Raw genomic sequence first — 14622 nt, 5'->3', positions numbered from 1 at the left:
TCCGGATTCAGCGCCTCGAACCCGTCACGCCCACGGATCTTCGCGCTGCCACACCGTGGGCATCTGCACCTCGACCCCGTCGGCTGCCGCCAACTCGTCGAGAATGCGGATCGAGACGTCCAAGTCGTCGCCGGCGTAAGGTAAGGCGCGCAACGGCTTCGACAGCGGACTGAAGAAGTCGTCCCAGTGGATCAGGATCACGCGCCGGGCACCGACCGCGCGCACCACCTGCGCCCAATAATCGTCCAGATACGTGCGGGGCTGCAGACCCAGCTGGCCGACGCTGAGATACACCACGTCGGCTTGATAACCGTCCAGCGCACCCGGCACATAGCCCGCACTGCCCTGAATCAGCAACCGCCGCCCCGACGGCCGATGCTCGATCAGCGTCGACCACGCCTCACCACACCGAAACGCCGACGCCCGCACCGGCGGCACCAGTGGCTCACTGATCTGACCCGGGAACCGGTCCGGCGGGCAGTGGTGGGACCGCACCAGCGTTAACTCGTACGCGCCCAATGTAATTTGCTCACCCGGGACCGCGACGACCAGACGCTCCTCGGCCAAGCCGTAACCGCGACCCACGTTCGCCGCGGACTCGCCTCCGACCAACTGGGCGCCGGTGCGGTCGGCGACCAATGCGGAATCCAGGGCATGGTCGATGTGGGTGTGTACCGGGATAACCGCAGCCAGCCGAGATACCTTGGCCCGGGCCAGGCAGCCGTCCACCAGCGGCGGTGACGGCGCCACCTTGCCGACGCCAACCTGCGCCAAACTCGGGCGGGAGAAATAGCCGTCGGTCATCAGCGCCGACGACCCGTCATCGAGTAGCAGCGTGGCCACGCCCAGCCACGTCACCGACAGCGCCGCACCCGCTTCGGCGGGCGGCACGTTGAACCGGTCGGTGTAGCGGCGCAAATCCGGACGACCCAGTCTCAGCCGCATCAGCAGAACGCCCTGACGTCGATCCCGGCGCTGTTCAGCCGATCGCGTACCGCGGTGGCGATCTGCACTGCACCGGGCGAATCACCGTGCACACAAACAGATTCCACGGTGACAGCCACCGTGCTGCCGTCCACCGCTTCTACCTCCCCCGAGGTCACCATCGCCACCACCCGGTTCGCGATGAAGGCCGGATCTTCCAACACCGCCCCCGGCTGTCGTCGGGACACCAACCGGCCTTGCGGGGTGTAAGCGCGGTCGGCGAACGCCTCCGCCACCGTGCGCAGCCCGACGCGGCGGGCCTCCTCGAAGAACACCGAACCCGCCAGCCCGAGCACCGGCAGTGTCACATCGACCGCAGCTACCGCATCGGCGACCGCCGCTGCTTGCTCGCGGTAGGAGACGATCGTGTTGTACAGCGCCCCATGAGGTTTCACGTATGACACCGTCGAACCCGCCACGTGCGCGATGGCCTGCAGCGCACCGATCTGGTACACGATGTCGGCCAGCAGGTCTTCGGCGGTGGCGTCGATGAAACGTCTGCCGAAGCCGGCCAGATCGCGATAGCTCACTTGGGCGCCGATGCGAACTCCCCGCTCGGCAGCCGACCGGCAGACCCGCAACAGTCCGGCCGGGTCGCCGGCATGGAAGCCGCACGCCACGTTGGCGCTGCTGACGATCCCGAGCATGGCGTCGTCGTCACCGAGGCGCCACACGCCGAAGCCTTCACCCAGGTCGGCGTTCAGGTCGATAGCGGGCATCTGACTAGCCTATTGCCCGATCCTGGTGATCGGCTGGCGGAACAGAGGCAACCCGCCGGCGCTTACTGCTTGGCGGCTTTGGCGGCGATTTGGAGCGCGATATCTGTTGCTACCGAACCGGTCTGGTTGTAGGCGCACGTCACGATGTCGATTGCGATGTTGTTGCGGACGGTCAACGCGCGCTGGCAGGTCCACCCGTCACCGCCTTCCTGAACCTGTGAAGTGCTCAGTGTCCCGTTCTCGGTCACGACACCGGCCACCGTCCACACGGTGTCCGGTTGGTTAGGTGCGACGTCGGAGAATCGCCGGTTGGAGCAGTTCTTCCAGCTCTGCACCTGATTGGTGTAGAAGTTGTTGGCGTCCTGCGCGTTCGAGAAGGCGACGACGGCCTGAATGGCGTAGTGCTGGCGCTTCTTGGAGTCGTTGACGCTGTCGTCGAGCCGCTGCCCGCGCATTGCGGTCCATCCGGTGCCGGCATAGACCTTGTCCTGCGCGGGCCCGTCCACGGCGAGGCAATCTTTGTCCGAGACGTTCTTGCTCCAGTCCCACATGACTTTGGCGTTGAACCACACCTTCATCGAGGTGGCGCTCAACTCCCTGTTGATCTGGCTGGAGTCCAGCATCAAGCCTTCCAGCGCGGCCACCGCTATCGGGGCCTGATGCAACGGCCCGGACGTGTCGGCGGCGACGGCGCTGCCGTCGACGACCTTGGTGCACCCGACGGCAAGCATGCACACACCAGCCAACACGGCGACCACGACCCTTTGCTGGCGCACGTTTCCTCCCCCCGGCGAACGGTTGTTCCAGCTTAATCTCAGCCGGACCGGCGTCGCCCGAGCAACCAGCAAATCAGGTAGATGAGGAACGAGATGGTGGCCACGAATACCGACACCGGGACGCCAGGTGCCAGTGACAACACGATGCCGCCGACCGCTGCCACTTCGGCGAACACCACCGACGTCACTATCGCCGCGGCAGGGGCCGCGACCAGGCGGGCGGCCGCGGCGGCGGGTGTGATGAGCAACGACATCACCAGCAGTGCCCCGACGATCTGGACGGCCTGCGCGGCCACCACGCCGACCAGCGCGGCGAACACGATGCCCAGCGCACGCACCGGCACCCCGGCGGCCGCGGCGACGTCGGGATCAACGGTCGCGAACAACAACGGCCGATAGCAGATCGTCAGGACCACGACGACCAGCGCGCACACCACCGCCAACATGGCCAGACCGGAGTACCCGACGCCCACGATCTGGCCGGTCAACAAGGCGAAGGCGGTCCCGGTGCGGCCGGGATAGAGGTGGATGAACAACACCGCCAGGCCCAGCCCGAACGCCAGTACCACGCCGATCACCGAGTCCCGCTCCCGGTTGCGCTGACCCAGTACGCCGAACAACGCCGCCGCCAACGCGCTGCCGAGCAACGCTCCAACACCCACGTGCATCCCGGTGAGCAGCGCGAAAGCCGCTCCGGTCAAAGACAATTCGCTGGATCCGTGCACTGCGAACGACATCTGGCGCATGACGATGAACGGGCCGATCAGCCCGGCGACCAGGCCGAGCAACCCTGCCGCCAGCAGCGCCTGCTGAACGAAGTCGTGGCGGAGCAGATGGGCGGTCAGGTCGAACGCGAACAGGTGGTGCAGTAGATCGGCCAGTCGCTCGTTCATGGTGCGTGTCCGTCCGGTGCGCCCACCACCACGTAGCGGTCCTTCACCTTCACGACTTCGATGTCCGCCCGGTACAGCGCGGACAACGTCTGCGTGGTCATCACCTGCTCGACGGTGCCGATTTCGAAGCGTCCGTTGACCAGGTAGAGCACCCGGTCCACATACGGCAGGATGTTGTTCACCTCGTGGGTCACGACGATGACGGTGGTGCCGGCGTCCCGGCGGCGCCGGTCGATGAGGCCGGAGATCAGCTTGGCGTTGGCCGGATCCAGCGTCAGCAGCGGTTCGTCACACAGCAGCAGCGTGGGGTCACCGGCCAGTGCTTGGGCTACTCGAACCCGCTGCAACTCGCCACCGGACATCAGGCCCACTCGCACCCCGGCCAACCGCTCGCCGTTGACTTGCTCCAGCGCCCGCTCGACGGCGTGACGTCGCGCGGCGCGATCGGCGGATCGCAGCGGCAAGGCGCCCCACCGGCGCCCGTCGATACCCAGTCGAACCAGGTCACTGCCACGCAACATCACCTCAGGGTCGATCGGATGATGTTGCGGCACATACCCGATGCGAGGACTGCGGCTGCGGCCCGGCGTCACGCGTTGCCCGTCCACCTCCGCACTGCCGGCACTGAGCGCCAGCTGCCCTAGCAGCACCTTCAGCAACGACGTCTTACCGGTGCCGTTGGGACCCAGCACCGCAATGAACTCACCGGGTGTGACGGACAGATCGAGGTGGTCCCATAACACGCGGTCACCGAAGGCCAACCGGGCGCCGCTGAGCGCGACTGCATCATGACTCACTTCGGCGCACTCAGCGGCCGGACCGCAGTGCGGCAGTCAGCTGGTTGACGGTATTGCGCTGCCAGGTCAGGTAATCGGTGCCCCGGGGCAGGGTCTCGGTCACCTCGGTCACCGGCACCCCGGCGCGGCGGGCGGCCGCTTGCAGGTCGTTGGTCACCGCGGAGGAGGTTTGCGGGTTGATCAGCACGGCCTTGACTTCGCGATGGTCGATCATGTCCAACACGGATGCGACGTCGGCCGGGGATGGATCGTTGTCGTTCTCGTTGGCCATGGTGAAAGCGGCCGGGGTGCGATTGATCAGCCCGGCGGCGGCCAGCAGATAGTTGACGACGGGCTCCGTTGCGATCACCCCGGTGGCCGGATATGTGGCGGCGATGGCGTGTTCGGAATTGGCGATGGCGTCTGCGCCACGGGCGAATTCGGCTGCATTGGCCCGGTAGTCGGCCGCATGCGGCGGGTCGATGGTGGCCAGGCGGTCGGCGATCGTGACGGCGACGGACTTGGCGACGCTCAGGTTGTAGAAGACGTGCTCGTCTGGGGCCTGTCCGGCGGGAACCGTGCCCAGCAACGAGTAGGCGTCGATCGCCGGAATGTCTGGATGGGCGGCAAGCACCCGGTCCACCCAAGGGTCGTAGCCGCCGCCGTTGTAGACCACCAGATCGGCGTCGGCGATGGCCGCGGCGTCTGCCGCGGTGGCCTCGTACGAGTGCGGGTCCGCGTCGGCGCCGGTCAGGACGGATTTGACGGGCAGATGGCCGCCGGCAACCGCACGCGCGACGCTGCCCCAGACGTCGGTGGAGGCCACCACTGCCACCGCGCCCGGATGAGCCGGACCCTCGCTGCCGCAACCCGCGACAATGCCGCAAGCGATCAGGCCGAACAGCGCGGCCGTAAACGCCAATCGCACGTTTACATCCCTTCGCCGGCCGACAGGCGGACATAATACTAATGAAATCGTTTCCATTAGAAAACGCGAGGTGGCGTCCCGCACACTTGACCGCGCCGGCCGCTGTAGCCTCACCGATCGTGAGTCCCACACCGCGCGCGCGGGCGACTCTGGCGTCGTTGGCGGCCGAGCTCAAGGTGTCACGCACCACCATCTCCAATGCGTTCAACCGCCCGGATCAGCTCTCCGCCGACCTCCGGGAGCGGGTGCTGGCCACGGCGAAGCGGATGGGGTACGCGGGACCGGATCCCGTCGCGCGCTCGTTGCGCACCCGCAAGGCCGGCGCCGTCGGTTTGGTGATGGCCGAACCGTTGACCTACTTCTTCAGTGACCCGGCGGCGCGGGATTTCGTTGCCGGAGTGGCGCAGTCATGCGAGGAGGGGGGCCAGGGGCTGCTGCTGGTCGCCGTGGGGGCCACTCGCAACCGGGACGACGGCACGGCCGCGGTGCTGGGTGCCGGCGTGGACGGTTTCGTCGTCTACTCGGTGTGCGATGACGATCCCTACCTGCAGACGGTGTTGCAACGCCGGTTGCCGGTGGTGATCGTCGACCAACCCAAGGACATCAGCGGGGTGTCCCGGGTGGGCATCGACGACCGCGCGGCGATGCGCAAGATCGCCGACTATGTGCTGGGGCTGGGGCACCGCGAAATCGGGTTGCTGACCATGCGGCTGGGCAGTGATCGGCGCCAAGGCCTGGTGGACGCCGAGCGGCTCAGGTCGCCGGCGTTCGACGTGCAGCGCGAACGCATCATCGGGGTGTGGGAGGCGATGAAGGCGGCCGGGGTCGATCCGGATTCGCTGACCGTGGTGGAAAGTTACGAGCACCTGCCCACCTCCGGCGGCGACGCGGCCAAAGTGGCGCTGGAGGCCAACCCGCGAATCACCGCGTTGATGTGCACGGCCGATATCTTGGCTCTCTCGGCGATGGATTACCTTCGCGCCCATGGCATTTACGTTCCGGGACAGATGACGGTCACCGGGTTCGACGGCGTCCCGGACGCGATCAGCCGTGGGCTGACCACCGTGGCCCAACCCAGCCTGCAGAAGGGCCGGCGGGCCGGGGAGTTATTGCAGAACCCCCCGCGTTCGGGTCTGCCGGTGGTCGAGATGCTGGATACCGAGTTGATCCGCGGCCGCACCGCGGGGCCGCCCGCCTAGCTGCTGGTGTCTTGATCGCCGATCAGCAGGCGTACGGCCAGATCGAGCCGCTTGCTGACATCGGTGGCCGAGGCGCGGCGGGTCAGCCAGGCCAGCAGGTTCGACAGCCACACGTCCGAGATCACCCGGGCGATGTGGTACTGGTCCTCGGTCGGCTCACCATCGGCCATTGCGCGGGCGAACATGCTGTCGATCAGCTTCTCGACCTGGTCGACCTCGCTGGCGGCCGAGGCGTCGGCGAACACGTAGGCCCGTGTCATCGCCTCGGTCAGCAGCGGGTTGCGTTGCATGGCCCGGTTGAGCTTGCCGACCATGAAGTTGAGCCGCTGAAACGGTGTGCCCCCCGTCATGGACGAGCGGTCGGTCTTGGCGTCGATGCGGCTGAACTCCCGGCCCAGCGCCGAGACCAACAGGTGCACCTTGGAGGGGAAGTAGCGGTAGAGCGTGCCGACGGCGACATCGGCGCGGTCGGCTACGGCGCGCATCTGCACGGCCTCGTAGCCGCCTTTGGAGGCGATGGCCATGGTGGCGTCCAAGATGCGCTTGCGGCGCTCGCGCTGCGCCTCCGAACCGAGTTCCGACTCAGCAAGTACCGCCACGTTCATGACCTCGCGAGGCTGCGCGTCGGAACCACGGCCCGCGTTTGCGTTCGCTGGTGACATGTAGCGGGCAACTCCTTCGCTGGGCGGTTCGTTCCCAAACGATACGCACGTTGAACGAAAATCTCCCACCTCCCCGCTACTGGACCAACCAAGATGTACTGGTGTTATACCCATCGATTTGACGGTTGGTCATCTGCACTATTAGAACACGTTCTAGTGGGGTTGAATTGTTCCTAACCATGTGAAATACCGACCCGGAGGTCTGCAGTGGTAGCCACCGTCACCGACGAACAGTTCGCGGCGCGCGAGCTGGTGCGCGACTGGGCCCGCACTTCGGCCTCAGGATCGGCCGCCACCGCGGCGGTGCGCGAAGTGGAACAAGGCGACACCGACGCGTGGCGGCCGGTGTTCGCGGGCCTGGCCGACCTCGGCTTGTTCGGAGTCGCCGTCCCGGAGGAGCGAGGCGGGGCCGGCGGCAGCATCGAAGACCTGTGCGCGATGGTCGAAGAGGCGGCCAAGGCGCTGGTGCCCGGACCGGTCGCGACGACAGCGCTGGCCACACTGGTCGTCTCCGACACCGAGGCGTTGGGTGCCCTGGCCTCGGGCGAGCGCTTCGCCGGCATGGCCCTGGATGGCAGCGTTTCGTTCGACGGCGAGCAGGCATCGGGTGAATTGCCGCTGGTTCTAGGTGCCACCGCAGACGGCTTGCTGCTGGTCCCGGGTGGTGATTCCTGGCTGCTGGTCGACGCCGCCGGCGACGGCGTGCAGGTGGAAGCGTTGCGCGCCACCGACTTCTCGCGACCCCTGGCGCGGGTGGTGCTCACCTCGGCGCCGGCGACAGCCGTCGCGGTGTCGACGGAGCGAGTGCGGGATTTGGCCGCGACCGTGCTGGCCGCCGAGGCCGCCGGTGTGACGCGGTGGGCACTGGACACCGCCGTCGCCTACGCCAAGGTCCGGGAGCAGTTCGGCAAGCCCATCGGCAGCTTCCAAGCCGTCAAGCACATCTGCGCGGAGATGCTGTGTCGGGCCGAGCAGGCCGAGGTGGCCGCCGCCGACGCCGCTCGGGCCGCCGCCGATACCGATGACGCGCAATTGGCCATCGCGGCGGCGCTGGCCGCCAGCATCGGCATCACCGCCGCCAAAGCCAACGTCAAAGACTGCATCCAGGTGCTCGGCGGCATCGGCTGCACCTGGGAACACGACGCCCACCTGTACCTGCGCCGGGCCTACGCCAACGGCCGTTTCCTCGGCGGTGCCGAATACTGGCTGCGTCGGGTCGCCACCTTGACCCAGGACGGTGTCCGACGCCGCCTCGGCCTGGATCTCTCCGAGGTCTCCGACCGCCGACCCGAGATCGCGGCGGCCATCGCCGACGTGGCGAGTCTGCCCGAGGAGAAACGGCAGGTCGCCCTGGCCGAGGCCGGGCTGCTGGCGCCGCACTGGCCGGCACCGTACGGCCGCGGCGCGCTGCCGGCCGAGCAGTTGCTCATCGACCAAGAGATGGCGGCCGCCGGCGTGATCCGGCCCGACTTGGTCATCGGCTGGTGGGCGGCGCCGACCATCCTCGAGCACGGCACGCCCGAACAGATCGAGCAGTTCGTGCCGGCCACCCTGCGTGGCGAATTCCTCTGGTGCCAACTGTTTTCCGAGCCGGGGGCAGGATCGGACCTGGCGTCGTTGCGGACCAAGGCGGTGCGCGGTGACGGCGGTTGGCTGCTGACCGGGCAGAAGGTGTGGACATCGGCCGCGCAGAAGGCGCGCTGGGGGGTATGCCTGGCGCGCACCGATCCCGACGCGCCCAAGCACAAGGGGATCACCTACTTCCTGGTCGACATGAAGTCGCCGGGCATCGAGATCCGCCCGCTGCGCGAGATCACCGGTGACTCGCTGTTCAACGAAGTGTTCCTGGACAACGTGTTCGTTCCCGACGAGATGGTGGTCGGCGCCGTGAACGACGGCTGGCGGCTGGCGCGGACCACGCTGGCCAACGAGCGCGTCGCCATGGCCACCGGCACCGCGCTGGGCAACCCGATGGAGGAGTTGCTCAAGGTGTTGGCTGAGCTGAACATCGATGTGGCACAACAGGATCGGCTAGCGATGTTGATCCTCGACGCGCAAGCGGGGGCGCTGCTCGATCAGCGCATCGCCCAACTGGCCGTCGGCGGGCAGGACCCGGGTGCGCAATCGAGCGTGCGCAAGCTGATCGGGGTGCGTTACCGCCAAGCGCTGGCCGAGTACATGATGGACGTCTCCGAGGGCGGCGGCCTGGTGGAAAACGCTGCGGTGCATGACTTCCTGAACACCCGCTGCCTCACCATTGCCGGCGGCACTGAGCAGATTCTGCTCACGGTAGCCGCCGAGCGGTTGCTCGGCCTGCCCCGCTGAAGTCGCCCCCGCGCACCTTTCCGCGTGCACTCGAGCGTCGCCTTTCGCCGAGCCTGTAATTCTGCAGGCCCCCACTCGGGCGGATTCAAGGTTTGCTTGCAACAGTGGCTGTTGACGCGCTCGACAGTAGCCGATCGAGCATCTTGGCGGGGCTGTCCCAGTCGAATCGCTTTCGTGGCCGGTTGTTGAGTTCGGCAGCAACCTCGTCGAGGTAGGCAGCTGAGTGGATTGATAAGTCGGTGCCCTTCGGAAAGTATTGGCGCAAGAGGCCGTTGGTGTTTTCGTTGCTGCCGCGTTGCCAGGGTGAATGTGGGTCGCAGAAGTAGATGTCGAGGTCAGCGGCAAGGCTGATACGGCCGTGAGCGGCCATTTCGTGGCCTTGATCCCAGGTTAGGGTCTTCCACAGATCTCGTGGCAGGACTTGGATTTTGGCGATCATGGCCTCGGCGACCACATCGGCCTGGCGGCTAGCGGGTAGGTGCAGCAGCTGCACGAATCCAGTGGAGCGCTCGACTAGGGTGCCTATCTGAGAGGCCTGGTTCTTGCCGATGATGAGGTCTCCCTCCCAATGCCCAGGTACGGCGCGGTCGGCGGCCTCGGCGGGGCGCTCGCTGATGTTGACCATGCCCGGAATGCGGCTGCGACCATCTCCTGCGCGAGCTCTCTTACGGGGTCGACGCAGCGCGCGCCCGGTGCGCAGGCAGGTGACCAGATCGCGGCGTAACTCACCGCGTCCTTGCACGTAAAGCGCTCGGTAGATGGTCTCGTGGGACACGTGCATCTCCGGGCTGTCGGGATAGGTCTTGGCTAGCTCGCCGGCGATCTGCTCCGGGCTGTATTTCTTAGTCAACAATGCCTGCACCTTGCCGGCCAACTGCGGGCAGCGGGTCAGCTTGCCGGCCTTCGGGCGGCGCGCCCGTTCCTCGCTCCGGCGTTGAGCGATCCGCGCCGAATACCCCGACGTGGCATCCCACCCGCACTGGCGGGCCCCGAACCGATACTTAGCCCGATAGCGACCGGTCAGACCGCGAGCAGCGCCGTTTCGGTCAATCTCGCGCATGACCGTTGACGGCGCCCGCTTCAATCGATGAGCGATCAAGCGAATCGACTCACCTCGTGAGGTGCCGATCATGATCTGTTCGCGCTCCTCAGGCGACAGCCGCGGACGCTTGCGCCCCTGTGGCGCTTGCAGTTGTGGATTCACGCCACCAAATCTGCAAAACCATCTCCAGCCGCAGCTTCCAGACACGCCGACAGCAACACCGGCATCCTCTGAAGACCATCCCGCAGCGATCAACTCCCAGAACCGACGCCGAGCCGATAACCCCTGCCATTGGCGCGTCACCGAACACTCCTTACTACGAAGTGTTGCAATTACCCCCTGAACCCAAGTCGCACTTTCCCTGCAATTTTTCAGCCTCGGCGTCATGTCGGGCCTCGATGCCACCATGCCTGGCATGCAGGTGGTGTTCCGGGGCAGCGAAGCCGTAGCACGCGGTGAGTTGACGCGGCACGAGTTGCAACGCTGGTATCGACCGATCCTTCCGGGGGTGTATGCCCCCAAGGGACAGGAGCTTTCCCTACGGCACCGGACCGAAGCCGCGTGGTTGTGGTCGCGGCGTCGAGGGGTCATTGCTGGTGTCGCGGCCTCGGCTTTGCACGGCGCCCGGTGGGTTGACGCCAATACCCCTATCGAGTTGATCTTTTCGAATACCCGGCCGCCATCAGGAGTCGTCGCACGCGAGCAGACGTTAGGCAACGACGAGATCACCCGCGTTGCCGGCTTGCCCGTCACCACGCTGGCGCGGACGGCCTACGACCTGGGTCGTCAGCTGCCCCGCACTCAGGCGGTGGCTCGCCTGGACGCGTTGATGCGCGCAACACCGTTTCACGTGGACGCGGTGTTGGCGCTGACCCAGCGATACCCCGGTGCCCGCGGAACGCGCCGACTGCAGTCGGCGCTACGACTGGTCGACGGTGGTTGTGCCTCTCCCAAGGAGTCTTGGCTGCGGCTCTTGATGTTGGACGCGGGTTTGCCGGCTCTCACCACGCAGATACCTGTCGGCGAAAACTATCGGGCAGTGGCCATGCTGGACATGGGTTGGCCGGAGTTCGGCGTGGCCGTCGAGTACGACGGCGACCAGCATCGCAGCGACCGTCGGCAATACGCGAAGGACCAGTGGCGTTCACGCAAGCTTGCGGAGTTGGGCTGGATCGTGGTCCGGGTCATCGCCGAAGACCAACCCAAGGAGGTCATCGAACGCGTCCGGAAGGCGTTGCTGAGCAGAGGGTGGCGCCCCGGCCAGGCGCCGATCATCACGTTGGCCGGCTGACTTCGCTGATCTCGGCGAACGAGCGCCGCGCCCGCCCTAGGAGAAGTTGGTCTGCGCGCAGGTGCTCGGCGTGGTCAGGTTGACCCCGGAATAGACCACCTGCGTGTGGGTGCAGACGATCACGTTGACGTTGGTCATCGGTTGACCCGTCGACCAACTCGTCGAGTCGATCACCCCGGTGGTCTGGTACTTGTCCGGCGGGCCCTCACCGAAATAGACCGTCGTGATCACGTCGTTCCCGCCCTCTTTGAACACCCGCTCGAACTGGCCGGTGGCATGTGCGTCCAGGTAGGCCAACCGATTCGTCGAGCGAATCTCTGTGGTCTGCCGCGCCCACAAGTCCGACGGAAACCCAGCCGGACCCTCGGGGGTGCGCAGGTTGGTCCCGGCGAGGAAGTCACAGCTGCCGTTGCCGTGACAGTTGACGACGGCGCGAGTCTCCAACTGGTTGGCCTCATCGACGGGGAACAGCGTGGTCGCGGTATTGGTGCCCGCCGCCGCCACGGGAGTAGCCGACAACGCCACCACCAGGCCCACCACCGCGAAACCAAGTCGCCTCATCGCGCTCCCCTTCCCGGTTTGCTACCCCTACTCGTCGTAGGTCACTTCTACCGAATCAGATTCGGGGTGAGATTGACAGGCCAGAATTAGCCCGTCGTCGAGGTCTTCCTGTTCCAGCACGTCGTTGACTTCCATGCTGACTTTGCCGTTGCGCAGCGTGCAGGCACAGGCCCCGCAGTGGCCCTCGCGGCAGGAGAACGGCGCGTCGAGCCCCTTGGCGAGCAGCACGTCGAGCAGCTTGGCGGTGCGCGGCCACGACACCGTGTGCGTCTCGCCGTCCAGCTCGACGACGGCGGTGGCGGGCGGCTGGTCGCCCGTCTCCTCGACCTTCACCGACGCGAACGGGTCGGACTCCAGTGACTTGAACACCTCGATGTGCACTTGCTGTGCCGGGACGTTCAACGTTTCCAACGCGGTGCGCGCCGCCTCCATGAATGGACCGGGACCGCAGATGTAGGCCGGCCGGTCGGTGAAGGGAGCGGCCAGCTTGGCCAGTGCGGGCGCGGTCGGCAGCCCCTGCACCGACTCCAGCCAGTGCACCACCATGAGCCGGTGCGGATACTTGACCGCAAGCTCGCGCAGCGCGTCGCGGAAGATCACCGAGTTCTCGTCGCGGTTGGCGTACACCAAGGTCACCTGTCCGCTGCCTTCGGACAGCGCCGACTTGCAGATCGCCATGATCGGGGTGATGCCGCTGCCCGCCGCCAGGAGCAGGAAGTCGTCGTCGAGCGTCTTGGGCACGAAGGTGCCCGACGGCGCCAGCACGTGAATCCGCATGCCCGGGTGCGCGTTCTCGCACAGCCAGTTGGACGCGTATCCGTCGGCCGTCCGCTTGACCGTCACCGCCAGCGCGTCGTCGGTGAACGGCGAACTGCACAGCGAATAGCAGCGCGCCACCGACCCGGTGCGCTCACTGGGGATGCGCAGCGTCAAAAACTGGCCGGGGGCGTACCGCAGCCGCTCCGGCGAGATGGCGGGGTCGCCCGGACCATCCGGCACCGAGAAGATCAGCGACCGCGCGTCGTCGGTCTCGGCGACGACCTCGGCGATCTGCAGCTCCAAGACGTGGTCGCCGAGCGGCTCGTCGGGGATACCCTCGGTCAAGGCCGCCTTCCTTCCGTCATAACTAGAACATGTTATAGAAAACCGGATTCGTATCGCTACCAGCCGCAGGAATACCCTGCTCGACACAAATCGGAACGTGTTCTAGTCTTTGTCTAAGTCCAAATCTGTCCGTGTCGGTGTGAGCACAGTCCGCCACTTCGCAGGAGGCAAACCTAAGTGACGTCCATTCAACAGCGTGATGCGCAGGCGGTGTTGGCTGCCATCGATGATTTGCTTCCCAAGATTCGGGAGCGCGCGCAAGCGACGGAGGATCTGCGGCGGCTGCCCCAGGAAACCGTCGACGAGCTCGAAGAGGCCGGCTTTTTCACGCTGCTGCAGCCCGAACAGTGGGGCGGCCTGCAATGCGATCCCACGCTGTTCTACGAGGCGACCCGGCGGCTGGCCAGCGCCTGCGGTTCGACCGGTTGGGTGAGCTCGATCATCGGCGTGCACAACTGGCACTTGGCGCTGTTCGACCAGCAGGCTCAAGAAGAAGTCTGGGGCGAGGACACCAAAACGCGTATCTCGTCGTCCTACGCCCCCATGGGCGCCGGCGTGGTGACCGACGGTGGCTATCTGGTCAACGGCTCGTGGAACTGGTCATCCGGTTGTGACCACGCGACCTGGGCCTTCCTCGGGGGGCCGGTCATCAAGGACGGTCGGCCGGTCGACTTCGGCAGCTTCCTGATTCCCCGGTCGGAATACCGCATCGACGACGTCTGGCATGTCGTCGGGCTGCGCGGCACCGGCAGCAACACCGTTGTCGTCAAGGACGTCTTCGTGCCCCGCCACCGCTTCCTGTCCTACAAGGCGATGAACGACGGCACCGCGGGCGGCTACCAGACCAATACCGCCCCGGTCTACAAAATGCCTTGGGGCACAATGCATCCCACCACCATCTCGGCGCCCATCGTGGGCATGGCCTATGGCGCCTACCAGGCGCACGTGGAGCACCAGGGCAAGCGGGTGCGCGCGGCGTTCGCCGGTGAGAAGGCCAAAGACGACCCGTTCGCCAAGGTCCGCATCGCCGAGGCGGCCAGTGACATCGACGCCGCGTGGCGACAGTTGAGTGGCAATGTCGCCGACGAGTACGCGTTGCTGTCGGCGGGCAAGGAGATTCCGTTCGACCTGCGCGCCCGGGCGCGCCGCGACCAGGTGCGTGCGACCGGACGCTCGATCGCCTCCATTGACCGGCTCTTCGAGGCCTCCGGCGCCACCGCGTTGGCCAATGACGCTCCCATTCAACGGTTCTGGCGCGATGCGCACGCCGGCCGGGTGCATGCCGCGAACGACCCCGAACGCGCCTACGTGATCTTCGGAAACCACGAGTTCGGGTTGCCGCCCGGCGACACCATGGTCTGA

The 14622-nt window shown here is 66.4% G+C and carries 14 protein-coding genes; 4 read left to right on the top strand and 10 right to left on the bottom strand.

Translation table 11 applies throughout. From position 1 onward, the window contains the following. Positions 1 to 24 precede the first annotated feature (24 nt). The 6 genes from I2456_RS25740 to I2456_RS25715 all read right to left on the bottom strand — a co-directional run bounded on the left by I2456_RS25740 (position 25) and on the right by I2456_RS25715 (position 5070). Positions 25 to 945 (bottom strand): MBL fold metallo-hydrolase, encoded by a 921-nt coding sequence (locus I2456_RS25740; protein ID WP_085074635.1) that lies wholly within the window; start codon positions 943 to 945, stop codon positions 25 to 27. Continuing rightward, positions 945 to 1703, bottom strand: coding sequence for a LamB/YcsF family protein (locus I2456_RS25735; protein WP_085074634.1), 759 nt, complete (start codon positions 1701 to 1703; stop codon positions 945 to 947). The genes I2456_RS25740 and I2456_RS25735 overlap by 1 nt, the downstream gene beginning before the upstream one ends. A 62-nt stretch (positions 1704 to 1765) precedes the next feature. Beyond that, on the bottom strand, positions 1766 to 2434 hold the full coding sequence (locus tag I2456_RS25730) for a sensor domain-containing protein (RefSeq protein ID WP_085074720.1): 669 nt from the start codon (positions 2432 to 2434) through the stop codon (positions 1766 to 1768). Positions 2435 to 2517: 83 nt separating this feature from the next. Next, the gene (locus tag I2456_RS25725) at positions 2518 to 3372 is read right to left on the bottom strand and encodes a metal ABC transporter permease (protein WP_068023237.1); all 855 of its coding nucleotides are present in this window, start codon (positions 3370 to 3372) and stop codon (positions 2518 to 2520) included. Continuing rightward, entirely contained in the window at positions 3369 to 4169 is an 801-nt protein-coding gene (locus I2456_RS25720; RefSeq protein ID WP_085074633.1) for a metal ABC transporter ATP-binding protein, read from the bottom strand. Before I2456_RS25720 ends, I2456_RS25725 begins: the two co-directional genes overlap by 4 nt. A gap of 10 nt (positions 4170 to 4179) precedes the next feature. Continuing rightward, on the bottom strand, positions 4180 to 5070 hold the full coding sequence (locus I2456_RS25715; RefSeq protein ID WP_371869964.1) for a metal ABC transporter solute-binding protein, Zn/Mn family: 891 nt from the start codon (positions 5068 to 5070) through the stop codon (positions 4180 to 4182). A gap of 125 nt (positions 5071 to 5195) precedes the next feature. Here I2456_RS25715 and I2456_RS25710 point away from each other — a divergent pair, with 125 nt between their 5' ends. Then, on the top strand, positions 5196 to 6275 hold the full coding sequence (locus I2456_RS25710; RefSeq protein WP_085074718.1) for an Rv3575c family transcriptional regulator: 1080 nt from the start codon (positions 5196 to 5198) through the stop codon (positions 6273 to 6275). Here I2456_RS25710 and kstR read toward each other — a convergent pair. Continuing rightward, positions 6272 to 6874 carry a cholesterol catabolism transcriptional regulator KstR gene (gene kstR / locus I2456_RS25705; RefSeq protein WP_163703958.1) on the bottom strand — a complete coding sequence of 201 codons (603 nt, stop codon included), beginning with the start codon at positions 6872 to 6874 and terminating at the stop codon, positions 6272 to 6274. The two genes, I2456_RS25710 and kstR, sit on opposite strands and share 4 nt — an antisense overlap. 270 nt (positions 6875 to 7144) lie before the next feature. On the opposite strand from kstR, the gene I2456_RS25700 reads away from it, so the two are divergent. Next, positions 7145 to 9262 (top strand): acyl-CoA dehydrogenase family protein, encoded by a 2118-nt coding sequence (locus I2456_RS25700; protein ID WP_085074632.1) that lies wholly within the window; start codon positions 7145 to 7147, stop codon positions 9260 to 9262. An 85-nt stretch (positions 9263 to 9347) separates the two neighbouring features. Here the strand turns inward: I2456_RS25700 and I2456_RS25695 are convergent, their stop codons facing one another. Continuing rightward, complete coding sequence (locus tag I2456_RS25695; RefSeq protein ID WP_163703785.1) at positions 9348 to 10607, bottom strand: IS30 family transposase; 1260 nt, start codon at positions 10605 to 10607, stop codon at positions 9348 to 9350. A gap of 112 nt (positions 10608 to 10719) precedes the next feature. Between I2456_RS25695 and I2456_RS25690 the strand changes: the two genes are divergently transcribed. After that, a complete protein-coding gene (locus I2456_RS25690; RefSeq protein WP_085075593.1) occupies positions 10720 to 11595 on the top strand; it encodes a hypothetical protein in 876 nt (291 codons plus the stop codon). A gap of 36 nt (positions 11596 to 11631) precedes the next feature. Here I2456_RS25690 and I2456_RS25685 read toward each other — a convergent pair whose 3' ends face one another. Next, positions 11632 to 12156, bottom strand: a complete 525-nt coding sequence (locus I2456_RS25685; protein ID WP_068023252.1) for a hypothetical protein — start codon at positions 12154 to 12156, stop codon at positions 11632 to 11634. A 27-nt stretch (positions 12157 to 12183) separates the two neighbouring features. Beyond that, on the bottom strand, positions 12184 to 13260 hold the full coding sequence (locus tag I2456_RS25680) for a ferredoxin--NADP reductase (protein ID WP_085075575.1): 1077 nt from the start codon (positions 13258 to 13260) through the stop codon (positions 12184 to 12186). Between the two features lie 177 nt (positions 13261 to 13437). Between I2456_RS25680 and hsaA the strand changes: the two genes are divergently transcribed. Further along, positions 13438 to 14622 (top strand): 3-hydroxy-9,10-secoandrosta-1,3,5(10)-triene-9,17-dione monooxygenase oxygenase subunit, encoded by a 1185-nt coding sequence (gene hsaA, locus I2456_RS25675; RefSeq protein ID WP_068023258.1) that lies wholly within the window; start codon positions 13438 to 13440, stop codon positions 14620 to 14622.

The sequence above is a fragment of the Mycobacterium kubicae genome (assembly GCF_015689175.1).
GTDB classification, from domain to species: Bacteria; Actinomycetota; Actinomycetes; order Mycobacteriales; family Mycobacteriaceae; genus Mycobacterium; species Mycobacterium kubicae.
This window is presented reverse-complemented; position numbering and strand designations above follow the sequence as displayed.

Coding starts and splice junctions, on each gene's coding strand:
- I2456_RS25740 (WP_085074635.1), bottom strand. CDS start 945: ATGCGGCTGAGACTGGGTCGTCCGGATTTGCGCCGCTACACCGACCGG.
- I2456_RS25735 (WP_085074634.1), bottom strand. CDS start 1,703: ATGCCCGCTATCGACCTGAACGCCGACCTGGGTGAAGGCTTCGGCGTG.
- I2456_RS25730 (WP_085074720.1), bottom strand. CDS start 2,434: ATGCTTGCCGTCGGGTGCACCAAGGTCGTCGACGGCAGCGCCGTCGCC.
- I2456_RS25725 (WP_068023237.1), bottom strand. CDS start 3,372: ATGAACGAGCGACTGGCCGATCTACTGCACCACCTGTTCGCGTTCGAC.
- I2456_RS25690 (WP_085075593.1), top strand. CDS start 10,720: ATGCAGGTGGTGTTCCGGGGCAGCGAAGCCGTAGCACGCGGTGAGTTG.
- I2456_RS25685 (WP_068023252.1), bottom strand. CDS start 12,156: ATGAGGCGACTTGGTTTCGCGGTGGTGGGCCTGGTGGTGGCGTTGTCG.